The organism is Pseudomonas sp. PSB18 (genome assembly GCF_014596565.1).
Classification (GTDB): domain Bacteria; phylum Pseudomonadota; class Gammaproteobacteria; order Pseudomonadales; family Pseudomonadaceae; genus Aquipseudomonas.
Genome location: NZ_NOIN01000001.1, coordinates 664,372 through 682,812, shown reverse-complemented (window position 1 = coordinate 682,812; position 18,441 = coordinate 664,372). Strand labels below are relative to the sequence as shown.

General features: G+C 59.9%; 19 protein-coding genes. 7 read left to right on the top strand and 12 right to left on the bottom strand.

All coding sequences use genetic code 11. The features are described from left to right. Positions 1-107: 107 nt before the first annotated feature. The 6 genes from CGA22_RS03000 to CGA22_RS02975 form a co-directional block, all read right to left on the bottom strand. A complete protein-coding gene (locus tag CGA22_RS03000; protein ID WP_411157111.1) occupies positions 108-3,716 on the bottom strand; it encodes a transporter substrate-binding domain-containing protein in 3,609 nt (1,202 codons plus the stop codon). Between the two features lie 23 nt (positions 3,717-3,739). After that, entirely contained in the window at positions 3,740-4,366 is a 627-nt protein-coding gene (locus tag CGA22_RS02995; protein WP_041020693.1) for a response regulator transcription factor, read from the bottom strand. A gap of 389 nt (positions 4,367-4,755) precedes the next feature. Then, positions 4,756-6,084 carry a deoxyguanosinetriphosphate triphosphohydrolase gene (locus CGA22_RS02990; RefSeq protein ID WP_041020694.1) on the bottom strand — a complete coding sequence of 443 codons (1,329 nt, stop codon included), beginning with the start codon at positions 6,082-6,084 and terminating at the stop codon, positions 4,756-4,758. Between the two features lie 66 nt (positions 6,085-6,150). Then, positions 6,151-6,486 carry a hypothetical protein gene (locus CGA22_RS02985; RefSeq protein ID WP_041020695.1) on the bottom strand — a complete coding sequence of 112 codons (336 nt, stop codon included), beginning with the start codon at positions 6,484-6,486 and terminating at the stop codon, positions 6,151-6,153. Beyond that, positions 6,483-6,872, bottom strand: coding sequence for a phage holin family protein (locus CGA22_RS02980; RefSeq protein WP_041020696.1), 390 nt, complete (start codon positions 6,870-6,872; stop codon positions 6,483-6,485). Before CGA22_RS02980 ends, CGA22_RS02985 begins: the two co-directional genes overlap by 4 nt. A 1-nt stretch (position 6,873) precedes the next feature. Then, on the bottom strand, positions 6,874-7,188 hold the full coding sequence (locus tag CGA22_RS02975) for a YqjD family protein (RefSeq protein WP_041020697.1): 315 nt from the start codon (positions 7,186-7,188) through the stop codon (positions 6,874-6,876). Positions 7,189-7,536: 348 nt separating this feature from the next. Between CGA22_RS02975 and CGA22_RS02970 the strand changes: the two genes are divergently transcribed. Next, entirely contained in the window at positions 7,537-8,745 is a 1,209-nt protein-coding gene (locus CGA22_RS02970; protein ID WP_041020698.1) for an ammonium transporter, read from the top strand. Between the two features lie 4 nt (positions 8,746-8,749). Here CGA22_RS02970 and CGA22_RS02965 read toward each other — a convergent pair whose 3' ends face one another. Beyond that, positions 8,750-10,462, bottom strand: a complete 1,713-nt coding sequence (locus tag CGA22_RS02965) for a cation:proton antiporter (RefSeq protein ID WP_041020699.1) — start codon at positions 10,460-10,462, stop codon at positions 8,750-8,752. Between the two features lie 178 nt (positions 10,463-10,640). On the opposite strand from CGA22_RS02965, the gene CGA22_RS02960 reads away from it, so the two are divergent. The 3 genes from CGA22_RS02960 (at position 10,641) to CGA22_RS02950 (ending at position 12,259) form a co-directional block, all read left to right on the top strand. Then, the gene (locus CGA22_RS02960; RefSeq protein WP_041020700.1) at positions 10,641-10,886 is read left to right on the top strand and encodes a glutaredoxin family protein; all 246 of its coding nucleotides are present in this window, start codon (positions 10,641-10,643) and stop codon (positions 10,884-10,886) included. A 93-nt stretch (positions 10,887-10,979) separates the two neighbouring features. Continuing rightward, the gene (locus CGA22_RS02955) at positions 10,980-11,297 is read left to right on the top strand and encodes a transcriptional regulator (RefSeq protein WP_041020701.1); all 318 of its coding nucleotides are present in this window, start codon (positions 10,980-10,982) and stop codon (positions 11,295-11,297) included. 71 nt (positions 11,298-11,368) lie between these two features. After that, positions 11,369-12,259 carry a pseudouridine synthase gene (locus CGA22_RS02950; RefSeq protein WP_041020702.1) on the top strand — a complete coding sequence of 297 codons (891 nt, stop codon included), beginning with the start codon at positions 11,369-11,371 and terminating at the stop codon, positions 12,257-12,259. Positions 12,260-12,341: 82 nt separating this feature from the next. Here CGA22_RS02950 and CGA22_RS02945 read toward each other — a convergent pair whose 3' ends face one another. Continuing rightward, positions 12,342-12,563 (bottom strand): YgdI/YgdR family lipoprotein, encoded by a 222-nt coding sequence (locus CGA22_RS02945; RefSeq protein ID WP_041020703.1) that lies wholly within the window; start codon positions 12,561-12,563, stop codon positions 12,342-12,344. A gap of 116 nt (positions 12,564-12,679) precedes the next feature. Then, positions 12,680-13,276, bottom strand: a complete 597-nt coding sequence (gene mobA, locus CGA22_RS02940; protein WP_041020704.1) for a molybdenum cofactor guanylyltransferase MobA — start codon at positions 13,274-13,276, stop codon at positions 12,680-12,682. A 78-nt stretch (positions 13,277-13,354) separates the two neighbouring features. Between mobA and moaB the strand changes: the two genes are divergently transcribed. Next, positions 13,355-13,894 (top strand): molybdenum cofactor biosynthesis protein B, encoded by a 540-nt coding sequence (gene moaB / locus CGA22_RS02935; RefSeq protein WP_041020705.1) that lies wholly within the window; start codon positions 13,355-13,357, stop codon positions 13,892-13,894. 22 nt (positions 13,895-13,916) lie between these two features. Next, positions 13,917-15,104 carry a gephyrin-like molybdotransferase Glp gene (gene glp, locus CGA22_RS02930; RefSeq protein ID WP_177329224.1) on the top strand — a complete coding sequence of 396 codons (1,188 nt, stop codon included), beginning with the start codon at positions 13,917-13,919 and terminating at the stop codon, positions 15,102-15,104. Between the two features lie 146 nt (positions 15,105-15,250). Here the strand turns inward: glp and CGA22_RS27065 are convergent, their stop codons facing one another. After that, positions 15,251-15,559, bottom strand: coding sequence for a hypothetical protein (locus CGA22_RS27065; RefSeq protein ID WP_223194632.1), 309 nt, complete (start codon positions 15,557-15,559; stop codon positions 15,251-15,253). A 347-nt stretch (positions 15,560-15,906) separates the two neighbouring features. Between CGA22_RS27065 and yegS the strand changes: the two genes are divergently transcribed. Further along, complete coding sequence (yegS, locus tag CGA22_RS02920; protein WP_041020708.1) at positions 15,907-16,824, top strand: lipid kinase YegS; 918 nt, start codon at positions 15,907-15,909, stop codon at positions 16,822-16,824. Here the strand turns inward: yegS and CGA22_RS02915 are convergent. Both CGA22_RS02915 and CGA22_RS02910 read right to left on the bottom strand, forming a co-directional pair. Beyond that, entirely contained in the window at positions 16,808-17,470 is a 663-nt protein-coding gene (locus tag CGA22_RS02915; protein ID WP_041020709.1) for a response regulator transcription factor, read from the bottom strand. The genes yegS and CGA22_RS02915 overlap by 17 nt on opposite strands. Beyond that, positions 17,467-18,360 carry a sensor histidine kinase gene (locus CGA22_RS02910; RefSeq protein WP_041020710.1) on the bottom strand — a complete coding sequence of 298 codons (894 nt, stop codon included), beginning with the start codon at positions 18,358-18,360 and terminating at the stop codon, positions 17,467-17,469. Before CGA22_RS02910 ends, CGA22_RS02915 begins: the two co-directional genes overlap by 4 nt. Positions 18,361-18,441: the final 81 nt, after the last annotated feature.

Sequence of the window (18,441 nt, the reverse complement as noted above, 5' to 3'; positions counted from 1 at the left end):
TTGCACCGCGTCGTGCATTGCAGCGGGCCCAGGCAAGGCGTGGAGGGGAACACCATTGAGAACGCCCCTGGTGCGCGCTGCTGAGCGAACAGCATAGTAAACCCCGGTTATTTTGCCTTGGCGATCTCTGTTTCCAGGACCCGCTCCAACTCGGTCATGGCGTGTTCGAGGGCCGTGGTGCATTCCTCAATCCGCAAGCGAGCCTGCGCTTCATGACAGGCCTGCTCCAGCGCCTCGCATCGCTGGATCAGCAAGGGCGACTGCGCGATTCGGGCAGCGCCTTTTATCTTGTGCGCCGCTTCGGTGAGTGCCTGCCGGTTCCCGCCACGGGCGATATCGAGCAGTTCCTGGCGATCCGATCTGTTGCTGCTGAGCAACTCTTCCAACAGGCGCTGGGTGTACAGAGGATTGCCGCCGGTCAGGGCGTGGAGGTTCTGTACGTTGAAAACGTTTGAGCGACTGATGGGTTTGATGGTCTTTATCCATTGGCTGAGGGCGCTCAGGCTGATCGGTTTGAACAGGCAGTCGTCCATGCCCGCGGCTTGGCAGCGCTGTTTTTCCTCAGGTTGTGCATTGGCGGTAAACCCGAGAATGGTGCAGGGTGGCAATCGTTGTTCGGATTCGTGTTTGCGAATCGCCCCGGCCAGTTCGTAACCGCTCATGACGGGCATGTTGCAATCGGCAATGACCAGATCGAAGTCCCCTTCAAGCCAGGTCTTGAGCCCCTCGGCACCCTCATGGGCGACATGGTAGTGATGGCCGAGATATTCCAGTTGTTGCGACATCAACAAGCGATTGGCCGAATGGTCATCCACCACCAGAACGTTCAGGGCCGCCGTAGCGGTTTCTATCACTGGCTCAGGCGTTGTGCCAGCCGTCATCGGGGGCAGGACGGTCAGCTTCAGGCAGACCCGGACCTGGGTGCCGATGCCCGGCTGGCTGTTCAAGTGCAGGCTACCGCCCATCATCCGGCACAGGTTGCGACTGATCACCAGCCCCAGCCCGGCACCCTTTCGGGCCATCCGGCCGGCGTTGTCGGCCTGGGCAAAGGGTTCGAACAGACGTTGCAGGTCGGCGGGGCTGATGCCGATGCCGCTGTCGCTGATCTCCAGTTGCAGTTGCAGGGTGTCGTCCTGGGCGGATCGAGTCAGTCTGACCTCGACCTTTACCCAGCCCTGTTCGGTGAATTTGAGCGCATTGCTGATCAGGTTCGACAGCACCTGCTTGAACCGCAGGGGATCGACCAGCACATCCGGATTGTCGTCCGCCGGTTCGAACTGCAATGACAGCGCGAGATTTTTCTGTCGCGCCACGCCTTCGAACACGCGCGTAACCGATTGCAGCATCGCCCTGAGATTGACCCGTTCGGGTGCCAGGCTCAGGTGACCCGACTCGATGCGTGCGATGTCCAGGATGTCGCCTATCAACTCCAGCATGCCGGAGGCCGATTCGTAGGCCACTGCGATTGTCGAGCGATCCACATGGCCCTTGTCGGCGTGCATCAACGCCAGTTCAAGCATACCGATCACCGCGTTCATGGGGGTGCGGATCTCATGGCTCATGGTTGCCAGGAAGGTGCTCTTGGCCCGGTTCGCGTCATCGGCGCGCTCCTTGGCGGCGCGCAGCTCATCGAAGAGCTGTCGTCGGTCACTGATATCGATCCAGCCACCGATGATGCCCTGTACCTGTGCAGCGGAGTTTCGATAGGGGAGGATCCAGTGATAGATCGTCAGCTTCCTGTCCCCGATGTGCAGCGGCCGGTCCACGATCAGTGCAGTGCCTTCGGCCATGACGCGTTGATAGTCCGCCTGGTATTCCTGCGCTTCGAAGGCGTTGCTCATCGATCTGGACATCAAGTCCTTGCCGATGACGTCTTCGCGTTTTACATCGAACACTTCCAGGTAGCTGTCGTTGCAGCTTTGCAGGACGCCGTTGCGATCCCTTACGTAGATGGGGTGAGGGGTGCCGTTGACCAGTGAGCGCATGAATTCGAGCTGGTCGTTCAACGCCAGCTCGGCCCTTTGCCGTTGGCGGATTTGTCTCTGCATGTAGGCGTTCCAGGCCAATGAGATCAGCAATAGCAGGCCGACGCCGGCAACGACCTGGAAGAACAGGCGGTTATAGGTGCGCCAGGTGTGCTCCGATGCCGAGACGTAGCCTCGCCAGCGATTGTTGATCACGCCCAGTTCCTCGGGGTCGATGCTGGTCAAGGCTTTGTCGAGAATGGTGTTCAACTCGCTGGCACCCTTGGCTGTAGCCAGGGAAAACAGGGCCTGTTGGGTGCCGACGGTGCTGCTGATTTGCAGCGTGTCCCGGAATGCGTGCGACGAGAGAAAATAATTGGCCATGACCAGGGCATTCACGCTGCCGTCGGCCTGGCCTTGGGCGAGCAGTTCAATGGCGTGCGAGGGGTCGTTGGTTTCGATGATCCTGATGTCCGGATACTGCTTGTGCAACCACTCGATGACCGGGTTGTCCTTGGCGATCGCCAGGGTCCTGGTCCCGAACTGATCAAGTGTGGCAGGCGTGTCGGACTGCTTTCGAGTCAGCAGGACGAACGAGCTGTCGACGTAGGGGCGGCTGAATTTCACCTGTTGCTGCCGTTCGCTGCTGGGTACCAGTGCTGCAATAAGGTCGGCCTGGCCGTTCAGGAGCGCGGTAATCGCCTCGCTGTCGTTACGCTTGTGCTGGATTTCCAGGCGCAGGCCTGTCCTCAGCCGGATCAGCTCCAGCAGATCGGCACTGATCCCACGGAAATCGCCGTCCGAATCAAAAAAAGTGAACGGGGCGAACGTTTCGTTCACGGCTACCCGAACCACCGGATGCCCGGTCAGCCAGCGTTGCTCGCGATCGGTCAGTTGTATCCTGTGCTCCGTGAGATAAAGGTCGGCACCTGCACTCCAGCGTTTGGAGATCGCGGCTTGCTCGGCGATCGGGATCTGGTTCAGCGTCGCGTTGATGATCTCCAGCAGTCGGGTGTCGTGACGTCGCAGCGCAAAACCGAACCCGTAGGACTCATGTTTGCCGAAGCTGGCCATGCGGATGTTGCTCAGGTAACCCTTGCTGATCATGTAATGAGTGGCAATGGTATCGCCGAGAAATACATCGGCCTGGCCGAAGGCAACGGCGTTTATGGCGTTCTGATAGGACGGGTAGGTGGTGATGCGTGCCTTCGGGTAGAGTTTTTCGATGTCCTGCAAGGGCAGGTAGTGATAGACCATGCTTAGCCGCAATCCCTCGAGATCCTCGTTCAGGGAGCGGTTTTCATTGGTTCGGGTGACGAGAACGGGCTGGTCCACGGCGTAAGGGGCCGACAGGACAAGGTCGGGGTCGCGGGCTTCGAAGCCGTTGGCGCTACCCAGCAGGTCGATTTGTCCACGCTTGAGTGCCGCAATGGCTGCCTCACGGGAGCCGAATCGCAGGACTTTCATCGGCAGGCCGGTTGCCTCGGCGATGAGCCCGGCGTAGTCGGCGGTCATGCCTTCATAGTCGCGTCCGCTGGTAGAGAGGTCGAAGGGTGGGTAATCCGGGGCGGAGGTTCCCAGGACCAGCTCCTTTCGCTCCAGCAGCCAGGCACGCTGGGCCTCATCCAGGCTGACCTCGGGATGAGCCGCAGTCGAGCGACCCAGAAGTGTGTAATGCTCGGGCGCACCCGGCGCCGCGGCGAGAAATCCTGCATATAACCCTGCCATCAATAGCAGGAGGCATCCTTTCATGCATCTGAACATCCTGTTTATTCTCACACCAATGCGTTTCGTTTTGCCATTTCAATCAGTTCTACCAGGGACTTGACCTTGAGTTTCTGCATCAACCGTTTCTTATAGGTGCTAACGGTTTTATTGCTTAGAAACATCCCCTTGGCTATTTCCTTGTTAGTGCGACCCTGGGCAAAAAGTTGCAGCACCATCAATTCCCGGTCATTGACGTTCTTGAACAGATCCAACTCTATGCTGCGCGGATCATCAGGGCGCATCGGATTCAGTGCCTGACTGGGAAAATAGTTGTAGCCGGATAATACGGCCTTGATTGCGCTGACAAGTTCGCTGAGGTCTTCCTGTTTACAAACGTAACCGGAGGCGCCGGATTGCATGCACCGGATGCCGAACAGCGTCGGTGACTGTGCCGTGAGCACCAGCGTTTTGAGCGGAGTAGTCATGGCGTTGAAGCGTGAAAGGATTTCCAGCCCGTCCAGCTTGGGAATGCTGATGTCCAGGATAACCAGATCCGGCATGCATTCGCGCACCATTTGCATCGCATCGACGCCATTGTCGGTTTCTCCTACGACTTTATAACCTTCGTGCTCCAGAAGCATGCGAACGGCGAGGCGAATGACCGGATGATCGTCGACAATGAAAACGGAGTTCATGAATAAAGTCCCTTGCGAGCTTAATAAAGCGCGCACCTTAGCCCAGTTACAGCCGTGGTCGTACGAGGAGACGGGTGTACATATTCAATTTCAGAAGTTTCCTACAAAAAAAGAAGCAGGGTACTACGAGGTAATTGGGTTTTTACCAGGTATTGGGCATGAGATAGGCGCGCTTTTTATTAACGGACTCCAGGTCGGGAGAGGTTTTAAAGCGTCGGTTTTTACAAGTAGGTCGAAAGTATATTGTCAATACTGTGTAACTTACGCTCAAACCCGTAGTGGTCATGAGCCTGCCCGCGAAAGCGGCGTGTCAGTCGCCATGAAGACAAACTGATCTGCCGCTATCGTCGGATCGCCGCCTGGAGCAGGCTCGTTCCCACGGGGGAATGTCACTGGCGGGTACGGCCCGTCATCTCCTGCGCCATTTCGCTGGCGTAGCTGTCGGTCATCCCGGCGATGAAATCGATCATCCTCAGGAACGCAGTATGCAACGGACCATTGGGGTCGGGTGCATTGTTGCCCAGCAGGTCGAGAATACGGCGATTCTTGAATGAGGGTAAGCGGCCTCCATGCTGTTCCAGAGCTGCACCGCAGAAGCCGTTGAGCAGGATTTCGAGTGTGGTATATGCACCGATTTCATTCAGGGTCTTGCGCTTGTCCTGGAATATTTTCTTGCGCGCCATGTCCTTGGCATTCAACACGCAACGCTTGGCCGGGCCATGCATATGCTCTACCAGATCTCCGGACAACGTGCCGGCCAGTAACGCTTCCTGTTGCTCGACGAACGCCCGGGCGGCGGCGTTGGTCAGGTGTTCGATGGCCTTGCCCCGCAGGATCGCCAGTTTGCGTCGCCGGGAATCCAGTGGCCCGAGCTGGCGGTAGGTGTCCGGAATATCATCGCCCACCAGATCCAGGAGCAGCGATTCCACCTGGGAGTAGTCCAACAGGTCCATTTCCACGCCATCTTCCAGGTCGATCAGCGCGTAGCAGATGTCATCGGCGGCTTCCATCAGGTACACCAGCGGATGCCGTGCCCAGCGCTGATCTTCAAGTTGGGGCAGGCCGAGCTTGTGGGCAATCTGTTCCAGCAACGGCAACTCGCTCTGGTAGCAGCCGAATTTGTGCTTCTTGTAGCCCAGGGAGTCGGCGTGGCGGGCGGTCCAGGGGTATTTCAGGTAGGTGCCGAGGGTGGCATAGGTCAGTCGGGTGCCTCCATCGAACTGATGGTATTCAAGTTGCGTGAGGACCCTGAACCCCTGGGCGTTGCCTTCGAAGTTGAGAAAATCGCTGCGCTCGGTCTCGCTCATGGCGTCCAGCCAGCCGCGGCCTGCCGCCTGCTGGAACCAGTAGCGGATAGCGTCCTCGCCGGAGTGACCGAAGGGTGGGTTGCCGATATCGTGTGCCAGGCAAGCTGATTGCACCACCATCCCCAGATCGCTCGGTTCGCACCAGTCAGGCAGGGCGTTACGAATGGTTTCCCCCACGCGCATGCCCAGGGAGCGCCCGACGCAACTGACTTCCAGCGAATGGGTCAGGCGCGTGTGGATGTGGTCGTTGCTGGAAACCGGGTGTACCTGCGTCTTGCGTCCGAGGCGGCGGAAGGCTCCGGAAAAGATAATGCGGTCATGGTCCTTGTGAAAAGGGCTACGGCCCAGCTCTTCCGGGCTGTGCACGGGTTTTCCGAGGCGTTCGCGAGTCAGCAGGGTATGCCAATCCAAGGCCGGTTGCTCCGTTGAGATAGAAATGCCCTAGCTTCCCGGTTCGGGAAGCGTCCCGCAAGCCCGTCAGGGCTTGCGTACGTTACGGGCCAGTTTGATCAGCGGCACCAGCGCCGTTGCCAGTCGGATCAGGCGAACCAGGCCACCGCTGCGTCCGCTGCGAGTCCGCTTGCCACCAATGAAGCCGAGCAAGGACACGGCTGCCATGCCCCAGAGAGGCGCATGCTTGATGCCGAATCCTTCGTGCCAGCTCTGGCCAAGGCCACGCATCCGCTGCAGCGGTTGCAACAGCTGGCGGGTTTCCTGACGGATTTCCTGGCGATGCATTTCCATGCGCAGGCGCACCAGTGCCTTGCGCATTTCCTGGCGGGTCCGGGCTTGAGGGATGTCGGGCAGGCTCATGGCAGCAGGCGCTCCCGGTCGTTGGTCAGTTCTTCGAGTGTGGCATGGAAGGGGGTCGATTCATCGTAGATCGCGGCCCTGAGTCGAAGGCCGCAGAACAGCGCCGCCAACAGATAGAACAGGCACAGGCCGATGATGCCCGCGAGGCGATAGGTATCCCACACCAGGATCAGCACCAGGGTCGAGAGGCCTACCAGAAGCAGCAAGGCAAATACCAACGCCAGGCCGGCGAACAGCAGAAGGCTGACAGTCCGGGCTTTCTGCTCCTGCAGTTCCATGCCGAACAGTTCGACGTGGCTGTGCAGCAGTCCGAGAAACGCCGCGCCCAGGCGGCGTGCTGAAGAAGTCGTGCCCGATTCGGACGAGCCGGAGTCGTTGATATCCATATCAGCGCCGTGTCGCCAGCAGGCCGATCAGAAAGCCCACCCCAGCAGCGATGCCGACGGACTGCCAAGGGTTGGCCTGTACGTATTCCTCGGTGGCGATGACGGCAGCCTGGCCGCGTTCGCGCATGGAGTCTTCGGTCAGCTTGAGGGTATCGCGGGCGCGCAGGAGCGTTTCGTGGATCTGGCTGCGCAGCTCATCGGCCTGGTCGCCTGCCAGCGTCGCAGTGTGGTCCAGCAGCCGTTCGGTGTCGCTGACCAGCGTCTGAAAGTCTTCCATCAGGATTTCTTGAGCAGTCTTTGCCTGGGTTCTGGCCATGGGTGAATCTCCGTAAATGACGTCTGAAGCGTTCGAGTGTGAGCCTTGCCGGAAGGTTCAGTGAAAGTGACTGGTACAACTTTTGCTCGGTTTTGGCCCAAGGTTCTGCCATGTACTGGTGCGTCATCCCGCACCACTGCGCCGAAGCTGGGCGCAGCCCGCAAAACCTTAACCCAAATAATCAAAACCCGCGAAGCACCCCGCAGCGGAACAACGCGTCGCCATTTTTAACGCACCAAAGCGGTTCGCTGGCCTCTGGTCGGCAAGTGAACTGTTTCAACTTGGTGCGTTGGCAGGTGAGGCGAACCGCTTCGGTGCTTCTTTCAACTTTTCAGGTCTGCCAACACCATGGAAAATATGCAAAGTGCCGTGGACAGTCTGGTCCACAGCTCCAACACCCTGTTCATCCTGCTCGGTGCGGTCATGGTCCTGGCCATGCATGCCGGATTTGCGTTCCTGGAAGTTGGAACCGTCCGGCAAAAGAACCAGGTCAATGCGCTGTCGAAAATCCTCAGCGATTTTGCCGTCTCGACCCTGGCCTATTTTTTCATAGGCTACTGGATTTCCTACGGCGTGACATTCCTGCAACCGGCTGCGGTGCTGAGCACCGATCATGGCTACAGCCTGGTGAAGTTCTTTTTCCTGCTGACCTTCGCCGCGGCCATTCCAGCGATCATCTCCGGTGGCATTGCCGAACGTGCACGCTTTGCGCCGCAGCTGTGTGCCACGGTGTTAATCGTGGCCTTCGTGTATCCCTTCTTCGAAGGTGTGGTCTGGAATGGTAATTTCGGCCTGCAAGCCTGGTTGCAAACCCGCTTCGGTGCCGGTTTCCACGATTTTGCCGGGTCCGTGGTGGTGCATGCCATGGGCGGCTGGCTGGCGCTGGCGGCCGTCCTGCTGCTCGGGCCTCGCAACGGCCGTTACAGGGAGGGACGTCTGGTGGCATTCGCGCCATCGAGCATTCCATTCCTGGCCTTGGGTTCGTGGATCCTGATTGTCGGCTGGTTCGGTTTCAACGTGATGAGCGCCCAGACCCTGCCAGGGGTGAGCGGATTGGTGGCGGTCAATTCGTTGATGGCCATGGTCGGCGGTACCGTGGCGGCATTGATCGTTGGACGCAACGACCCAGGCTTCTTGCACAACGGTCCGCTGGCCGGGCTGGTGGCGGTCTGTGCCGGTTCCGACCTGATGCATCCGGTCGGCGCGCTGGCGACCGGTGCCATTGCGGGCGCCTTGTTCGTCTGGTGTTTCACCGCGGCCCAGGGCAAATGGAAAATCGACGACGTGCTCGGTGTCTGGCCCTTGCATGGGTTGTGCGGCGTCTGGGGTGGCATTGCCTGCGGCATCTTCGGCCAGGACGCTCTGGGCGGCCTGGGCGGAGTCAGCCTGGTCAGTCAACTGATCGGCACTGCCCTGGGCATTGTCATCGCGTTGGTCGGTGGGTTCGCGGTCTACGGCGTGATCAAGGCGCTGCTGGGGCTGCGCTTGACCCAGGAAGAAGAGTATTACGGTGCCGACCTGTCGATTCACAAGATCGGCGCCGTCAGCCAGGACTGAGTCGTCACGTATCCTTGTCCTGATTGCCGGGATAAAAACCGTGCAGCAGCCGGTAGCGATCATGACGGACCTGATCCACATGCTGTCGGACCCGCTGCTCCGGCAGCCCGAGCATGATCAGGGCGTGGGAGGCCAGCATCAGGCTCGACTCCAGCAGCTCCGGGACCACTTCGCTGGCCCCGGCGGCCTGCAACTCGGCCAGTTGGCTGTCGTCGCGGGTACGCACCAGGATCGGCACCTGCGGGTTGACCCGCCGGGCTGCCCTGAGCACGGTCAAGGCGATGTCCGTCTTGTCGACCGCGATCACCAGCAATCGGGCGCGGCTCAGCCCCACGGCGGCCAGCAGGTCTCCTCGTCTCGAATCCCCGTAATGCACGCTGCTTTCCCCGACGGTGGCTTCCTGGATGATGACCGGGTCATCGTCCAGGGCGACGAAAGCCTGGCCTTCCCGGCGCAGAAACCGTCCGATGGACTGGCCGACGCGCCCGTATCCGCAAATGACCACATGCCCCGACAAGCCCGCGTTCAGCGCGTTGATCTGGTCCAGTTGCGCTGCTTCGTTGGGCTTGCGGTGCAGGCGGGCGGCAATGTTTGGCGCGGCCCGTAGCAAAAGTGGTGTGAGCAGCATCGAACAGAACGTCGCTGCCAGCAGCAGGCCACCGATGTCGGCGGGCATGAGGCGGTTCTGTTGCATCAGCGCCATCAGGGCGAAACAGAATTCGCCGCCCTGGGCCAGGGCCAGGCCGCTGCGCCAGGCGGTTTCACCGTCGCTGCCGTGCCATCTTACCAGGATGGCGACCACGCAGCCCTTGATGAGCATCAGTCCCAGGGTCAGCCCGAGGATCAGCAAACCGTCATCGACGAACAGCTGCAGGTCGATCAGCATGCCGATGCTGACGAAGAACAGCCCCAGCAGAATGTCGCGGAACGGGCGGATATCGGCTTCGATCTGATGGCGGTAATGACTTTCCCCCAGCAACATGCCCGCCAGGAAAGCCCCCAGGGCCGGTGAGAGGCCGAGCAGATGGGTCAGCCAGGCGGTCAGCAACACGATCACCAGGGCCAGCAGCACGAACAATTCAGCGGAGCGTGAGGCGGCGACTTCATGGAACAGCCGCGGCAGCAGCAGGCGGCTGGCCAGCAGCAAGCCGCCGAACAGGAGCAGCGTCTTGCCCAGCGTCACGGGCAATGCCCAGTACCACGCCTGCGAACTGCTGCCGGCGAACACCGGCACCAGGGTCAGCAACAGCACTGCGACCACGTCCTGGAACAGCAGTACGCCGATGGCGTTCTGGCCATGGCTGCTGAAGATTTCCCCGAGGCTGGTCAGCTCCTTGCTGACAATGGCCGTCGACGACAACGCCAGCCCGGCGCCGAGCAGCAATGCAGCCAGCACCGGCGCGCCGCAGAGCACCAGCAGCACACCCAGGAGCGCACCTGAACAGACTACTTGGAGGCTGCCGAGGCCGAACACGACACGGCGCAGCTCAAGCATCCTGGACAGGGAAAACTCCAACCCCAACGAAAACAACAGGAACACCACCCCGAGCTCGGCCAGGTCCGGCAGTTCTTCGCTTTCATTCACCCAGTCCAGGGCGGTAGGGCCTATGGCCAACCCGACGCACAGGTAGCCCAACACCGGTGGCAGGTGCAATCGCCTGAACAGGGCGATGACCACCAGTGACGAGGCGAGAATGATCAGCAGGTTGGCAAACAAGGGACACTCCGTTTCAAGGCTTGGTACACAGCGTAGAAGGGGAAAGCTGACCAGGGTTGTCGAAAAGGCATTTGTGTTCAGTGATTTGCATCAGCGTTTTGCTGATGCGGAGACCCGACTCGACGGTTTTCGAGGGCGCGCCTAGAATGACCGTCTATCTTTTATGGGTCTACCAGCCATGCTTCCTGAATGCCAACTGTTCGGTACCGTGGGTTGTCATCTCTGCGAGATCGCTGAGGGTGTGCTGATGCCTTTCGTTGACCATGGCTTGCTCGTAGAGCTGGTGGATATCGGTGATGGTCCGGAGAGCGAGGCGTTGATCGACACCTATGGACTGCGCATCCCGGTGCTGCGCCGGGTCGATACCGGTGTCGAACTTGACTGGCCTTTTGACGCCGATCAGGTAGTCGCCTTCCTGCGCTGACACCTTTCCGTTCATCGTGTCCCCCGACCCCCATTGGCGAAAAAGACATTCTTCGGTTACTGTATGTGTATACAGTTATCTGGAGTGCCTCCCTTGGTCAATGTCGAACAATTGAAGAACAGCGTGAACAGGATGTCCGTGGACGTTGTCCGCGAAGCCGTCCTGGAGTTGCGCCTGGACGGGCTGGTGACCGAAGGCAAGACCCCCTTCAACAAACTGCATTTCAACACCTGTTTTGCTGAGATCGAAGCGCTGTTCCAGCGTGCCGGGTATCACAAACAACTGGATGTGGTGGGTTATCAGGGGCTGTTGTATGCGTTGTACGACCCGGGGCGCTGGGAGGCGGTGGAGGTGCTGCGCTGGTTGAAGGAGTTCACCGAGGCCGCGGCAGTGGCCTCTGTTCCGGCGTGAGGTAATCATTGCTGGGCTGGCTTGTGCGACTGTCGGATAATGTCGCCCCGCAAAATGTTCAAGAGTGTCCGATGTCCGGTTCATCGTTTTCCGCTGCACACCATCAGGCCAGCACTTTATACCTGCCCCCCGGTTCCTGGCAGACCGTGCTGGAATGCCTGTGCGAGCATTTCAGTGCCATCAGCCGCGAGCAGTGGCTGGACCGGATTGCCCGGGGCCGGGTGCTGGACGCCGAGGGGCGGGCGATTCCTGTCGATTTGCCGTACCGTGAAGGCCTGCGCATTCATTACTTTCGCGAAGTGCCGGACGAGAGACCGATCCCGGTGGTGGAGTCGATCCTGTACGCGGACGAGCATCTGGTGGTGGCGGACAAACCGCATTTCCTGCCTGTCACTCCGGCGGGGGAATACGTCGAGCAAACCCTGCTGCGACGCTTGATCCGGCGGCTGGACAATCCTCATCTGGTGCCCTTGCACCGGATCGACCGGCATACGGCCGGGCTGGTGCTGTTTTCGGCCAACCCTCGGAGTCGGTCGGCTTACCAGTCATTGTTTCCAACGCGACAGATCGAGAAACGCTACCAGGCCATTGCCCGTGCGTTGCCTCATCTGACCTTTCCGCGGGTTCATAAAAGCCGGATGATCGACGGCGAACCGTTCTTCCGGATGCAGGAAGGGCCAGGCGAACCGAATACCGAAACGGCCATCGACGTCCTGGAAAAAAACGGCGAGCTATGGCGCTACGGCCTGTCTCCGGTCACGGGCAAGAAGCATCAGTTGCGGGTTCATATGAATGCCTTGGGGGCGGCCATCTGCAACGACCCGTTCTACCCTGACGTGCTCAGGGATGTGGAGGATGATTACGCCAATCCCCTTAAATTGCTGGCTCAGGGGCTGCGCTTCATTGATCCGGTCACGGGTGAGGAGCGCGTGTTCGAAAGCGGTATTACGCTCCAGTGGTAGCTTCGGCTTTCGAGCAGCCATCAAAAAGCCCGCAATGTTGTTGCATTGCGGGCTTTTCTGTATCGGGTTGTGGCGTCAGAGCTTACAGATCTTTAACGGTGCGAACCTGATCCTTGTTCACGCGGGTGTGCTTGCCGTCCAGTTGTTCGAACTCGTAGAAACCAGTGTCTTCATCGTACTTTGGGGTGTCGACGGCCTGGATTTCGCGACCGTCATTCAAGGTAATCACTGTAGGCGATGCGCACCCGGCAAGAGTGGCGAGGCCCAGTGCGAGCATGAAAGTGGCGAGGGTCCGTTGTGTCATGGTGTTTCTCCGAAAATGAATTCTTCAGGTTACTGACCTTCAGACGTATACATTGCACGCAAGTTCCTGGCTAGTGGCCTTCACATTAATTCGAGTACACGAATCAGCCGAACACACTAATGGCCTTTCTGTCGCGTCAGCAGCTCCGGTGTATTCAGATTCGCCAACCGGGGATCGTCGGCCGGGCATTGCAGTGCGACGGCGTGCAGTGTGCGCATGATACGCCCGGGACTGCGTTCGCCTTCGCTCCAGGCCTTTTCGAACGCCGCTGCCAGGGCCAGTGGGATAACGCACAGCAGCGGTTCCCAATGTTCGCCGTGGCGCACCATCAGCGGCACATGAGGATGCTGGCCGGCCATCTCGCGCATGCTGTCGAGCAGGTTGGCATCAATCTGCGGTACATCGCACGGCAGTACCAGCAGATACGGATGCCTTGCCGCCTTGAGGCCGGCCCGGATGCCTGCCAGGGGGCCGGGATAATCCCCTTCATCGTCATGCACCAGACGGTCGGCATACAGCGCATAACGTTCAGGGTTGCGGTTGCAGGAAATGATCAGGTCATCGCTCAATGCGCGGGTCTTGCGATGGAGATGGGCGATCAGCGGTTCGCCCTGCCACTCCACCAGGCCCTTGTCCTGCCCACCCATGCGTTGTCCGCGGCCACCGGCCAGCAGCAGGATGGAGCAAGGAGGCAGGGCAGTGTTCGAGGTCATGGTGTGTCTCCGCACAGGCGAAAAAATGAAACGCTGTGATATAACACCGGGCTGTTTCCCCTACAACTGGACGAGCCTATGAAAGCCAAGGCTGATGTACCTTTCGTGCCGCTCAATATCGCGGTGCTGACTGTCAGTGATACCCGTACCCTGGAAACCGACACGTCCGGGCAGGTCTTCGTCGACCGACTCTGCGCGGCGGGGCATAACCTGGCGGCGCGGGTCCTGCTCAAAGATGATCTGTACAAGATTCGGGCACAAGTGGCGACCTGGATCGCCGATGAGGTGGTCCAGGTGGTGCTGATCACCGGTGGCACCGGTTTTACCGGCCGTGACAGCACCCCGGAAGCAGTCGCGTGCCTGCTGGACAAGCAGGTCGACGGTTTCGGTGAATTGTTCCGGCAGATTTCCGTGGCGGACATCGGCACCTCCACCGTTCAGTCCCGAGCGCTGGCGGGCCTGGCCAATGGCACGCTGGTGTGCTGTTTGCCCGGGTCTACCAACGCGGTACGCACCGGCTGGGACGGGATTCTCGCCGAGCAACTGGATGCGCGGCACCGCCCCTGTAACTTCGTGACCCATCTGAAACAGGCGGCACCTTGTGAATCCCGTGGGTAAACCTGGCAAGACCGGCGCCTTGATGGCTGTCGAAGTTGCATTGGAGCAACTGCTGGCAATGGCGGCGGCCACGCCGGTGACCCAGCGCGAGCACCTGCCGCTGGCTGAGGCACAAGGGCGGGTGCTCGCTGAGGACCTGGTGTCGAGCCTGGATCTGCCGCCGTGGCCCAACAGCGCCATGGACGGCTATGCCTTGCGGCTGGCTGATTGGAAGGGTGAACCGCTGGTGGTCAGCCAGCGGATCTTCGCCGGGCAGGCTCCGCAACCACTGACCGCTGGGACCTGCGCGCGGATCTTCACGGGAGCACCTGTTCCCGCAGGGGCCGATTGCGTGGAAATGCAGGAAAATGTCCAGGTTGAAGGCGACCAGCGAGTACGGTTTAACGAGCCCTTGGCCATTGGACAGAACATCCGTCCTCAAGGCCAGGAAACCACTGTTGGCGAACAGGTGCTGGCTGCCGGCACTCGCCTGGGACCGATCGAGCTGGGGTTGGCCGCATCCCTGGGCTGTGCATCCCTGGACGTGATTCGCAAGGTCCGGGTTGCGGTCCTGTCCACTGGTGATGAACTGGTGGAGCCTGGCCAGCCATTGGGGCCCGGCCAGATCTATAACAGCAACCGTGTGCTGCTCTGCGGTTGGCTGCAGCGCCTGGGCTGTGAAGTGGTCGATGCAGGTATCCTGCCGGACGACTTGCCAACTACCCGGGCTCGCCTGGCCCAGCTATCGGATGTTGATCTGATTCTGTCCACCGGTGGTGTATCGGTCGGAGAAGCTGATTTCCTGGGCGTCGTGCTGCGCGAGGAGGGTGAACTGACACTCTGGAAACTCGCCATCAAACCCGGGAAGCCGCTAACGGTTGGGCACTTCCGTGGTGTGCCGGTCATAGGTTTGCCTGGAAACCCTGCCTCGACACTGGTGACCTTTGCGTTGCTGGCCAGGCCTTACCTGCTACGACGCCAAGGTGTTCAGTCTGTGGCGCCGCTCAGGTTCAAGGTGCCGGCTGGGTTCGTTTGGGCCAAGGCCGGCAGTCGGCGAGAATACCTGCGAGGCCGCATGGAAAACGGTCGGGCAATCATCTATCGGAATCAGAGCTCCGGGGTGCTGCGAAGTGCGGCTTGGGCCGAAGGGTTGGTCGAAGTGCTCGAGGGGCGGACGTTGGTCGAGGGCGACGAAGTGAGCTTCATCCCCTTGAGCGAGCTCCTGGATTAGTGGTCTGTCTCGCAAATACAGGTTTTTTCGACGGTAGCTTTCGTGGCGACCGACGTCATCAGGAAAAACAGTATTTGTGAGACGGAACACCACCTCCGCAGGCGGTGTACCGACCCAAGTCGATGTTCGGTGTTGCATCCATCACTTTATCGCGACAGCAGCATCACCAGTTGATCGAATCGGCTGTTCGCTATCCAGCCCAGGAGACCGACGATCACCGCCGCCGCACCGGCCGAATAGGCAAGTCTGTGTCGGATCACCTTCACATCGGTACGGATTTCATCCATGTCTCGGCGGATGTACTTGAGGTGGGTTTCCAGTTCAACGACGCGCGGTTCCAAATCAATTCCTCCAACGGGATTACTGCAACTTTTGCATTCGTTCTGAGCATCGGTCCGCTCGCCCCCGGTAGGTGCGAATTGACGAGGCGACAGCTTGTATTCATGGCTATGCATGGGACGCTTCATCCCTTTGGCCACAACTGTTCGAACCACTGATCCGTCCCTTGCGGGCCGTGACGTATCCATCCATGGGTTAGCACATCCTTGTGTAATGAGTGTTTTTATCGGTCCAGCACAACAGAATGCCAAGGTGTCTCAATACTGCTGGAGGGTCAATTGAGCTGATTCGCCAAGTCTTGTAAGAAAACTCTTTGAGTGCAGAGGCATCGTTCCGATGGGCCGGCTGGCCGTCGATCCGTGGACCAGATCTGGGCTTTTCTTATTAAAATTGACGCGGCGAGGGCTTTTTCAGCCGAATGCGTGGTCCCAATCCCTGGAACCTTCCAATGACGGAGATAGGGATGAGCAAAGGCAAGGCGCTATTGATTCTGCATGGCAAGCAAGCGCTCAACGAAGAGGTTCGCGCCGCAGTGATGCTCAGGCGCAAGCAGGGCTGGGACCTGGCGGTACGGTTGACCTGGGAGGCGGGCGATGCCCGACGATGTGTCGAAGAGGCGCTGGAGGCCGGTTATACACGACTGATCGCCGGTGGCGGTGACGGAACCTTGCGTGATATCGCTGAAGCGATGGCCCTCGACTCCAGCGATGCCAGCCTGGTGTTGCTGCCCCTGGGGACTGCCAATGATTTTGCCAGAGCGGTCGGGGTCCCGCTGGAGCCGGATCGAGCCCTGGATCTGCTGGACGTTGAACCGCACCCCATCGATCTGGGTGAGGTCGGCGGACGGATCTTCCTCAACATGGCCACAGGCGGCTTTGGCAGCCAGGTCACAGCGAATACCTCCGAAGAGCTTAAAAAGGTGTTGGGTGGGGCCGCTTACCTGTTCACCGGACTCACGCGCTTCAGTGAGTTGAGTGCGGCCTATGGCGAGTTGCAGGGGCCGGGATTCAGCTGGCGGGGCGATCTCCTGGCGTTGGGCATCGGTAATGGCCGGCAGGCGGGAGGAGGCCATGAGTTGTGTCCGCAGGCATTGGTCGATGACGGATTACTGGACATCAGTATCCTGCCGGCACCCCAGGAAGTGGTCAGCACGCTGAAAGACTTGCTGGCCGGTGGCCTGGGCATCGACAACATGTTCGTGCGCGCACGCTTGCCATGGGTGGAAATCAAGGTCGCTCAGGGCCTGGACATCAATCTGGACGGCGAACCCTTGCAGGTCGACAGCCTGCGGTTCACGGTGCGTCCGAAAGCGCTGCGTGTCCATTTGCCGCCCGATTCACCTTTGCTGGCTGCCTCGGCGACGCTCAGTCATCCAGGCTGATGATCTGCTCGCGCACGGCGAAAAGCACCAGTCCGGCCACGTCATGGATCTGCAGGCGCTTCATGATCTGGGCTCGGTGGGTTTCCACGGTCTTGATGCTCAGGCTCAGGCCGTTGGCAATTTCGCGGGTGGATTTGCCGCGCACGATCAGCCGCAGGATTTCCAGCTGGCGTGCCGTCAGATTGGGGGTCTGGGCAGGGGAGGGTTGATGCTTCTGCTGGGTACGGGTCAGCGCCTGGTTGATTACCGTATGGGCAATGGCGGGGCTCAGGTAATGCTCGTCGTTGCGTAATGCGTTCAGGGCGTGTTCCAGCTCGGTGGCCGTCGTGTCCTTGAGCAGGTACCCATGGGCACCGGACTCCAGCGCCTGCATGATCAGCGCCGGATCCGTGTGCATCGACAGGATCAGCACCTTGCTGCGTGGCCGTACCTGCTTGAGCTCGCGCAGGGCATCCAGGCCGCTGGTGTTTTTCATGGAAATGTCCAGCAGTACGATATCGGGGTCCAGTCGTTCGACCAAGGCCGGTAGTTGTGCACCGTCATTGGCTTCACCGATGACGGCATAGCCGGGCAGGTCCATGATCAGTGCACGCACGCCAGCGCGGATCAGTAAGTGGTCATCTACCAGAAGCAAATTACAAGTCAATGGAGAACCTTATTTTTACTGGCCCGTGCCAGGGCGCGAGGTGCCCAGGGGAAACGGGCTTCGATGTGCGTGCCGTTGCCGGCTTCACTGATGACTTTCAGCGTGCCGCCCAACTGCTCGACTCGCTCTGACATGCCGGCCATGCCGCGTTGTCCTTCGCGAGCGGGGTGGGGCGCCGGGACGAACCCATGACCGTCATCGTGGATCAGCAAGAGCAAGCCTTCGGGCAGGCGTTGCAGGCGCACCAGCAAATTATTCGCTTGGGCATGGCGCAAGACATTGGTGACTGCTTCCTGGGTGATTCGAAAGGCGGCGACCGCCATTTCCTCCGGGATGCCCGTCATGCGCTGCTGGCAGTCGAGGCTCCATTTTACCGGGGTATTGGCCAATGTCTTGAGCAGGTGCGCGCGCAGGCTGGCTTCAAGCCCGAGGCTGGTCAACTGCCTCGGGTTGAGAATTGCCGAAACGTCGCGGACTTTGTCGAGGGTTTCGTCCAGGGTGTCACAGAGGATCGAGCACTGCGCTTGCAATTCGTCCGGCACCCGGCGTTTGAGCCATTCGCTCTGCAGTTTCGCCGCCGTCAGCAGCTGGCCAATGTCGTCATGCAATTCGCGACTGAGCCGATGGCGTTCGTTTTCCTGGACTTCGAGCAGCCGGTCGGCCAACTCCTGGGGCTGGAACTTGATGGACTTTCGAGACAGCTGGTACTGGATCCAGACACAGGCCAGGGCCGCGATATTCAACATCAGCAAGCCCAATGGCAATGTACCGGCAAACAGATAGGTCAGCAGGCAGCCGAGGGCCGAACAGGTGCACAGAAACAGTGTGAACCGACGGGCATTTTCTCGGGAAGGAGGCCAGGTGACGAATGACTTGAGGCTGGCGTACATGACGGATGGAGCCAATGAATGTTCGCTGCGGGCGAGCCGGTCAGCACAGGGGACGCCCGGGTCGGTAAAGGGTTCAGGTCG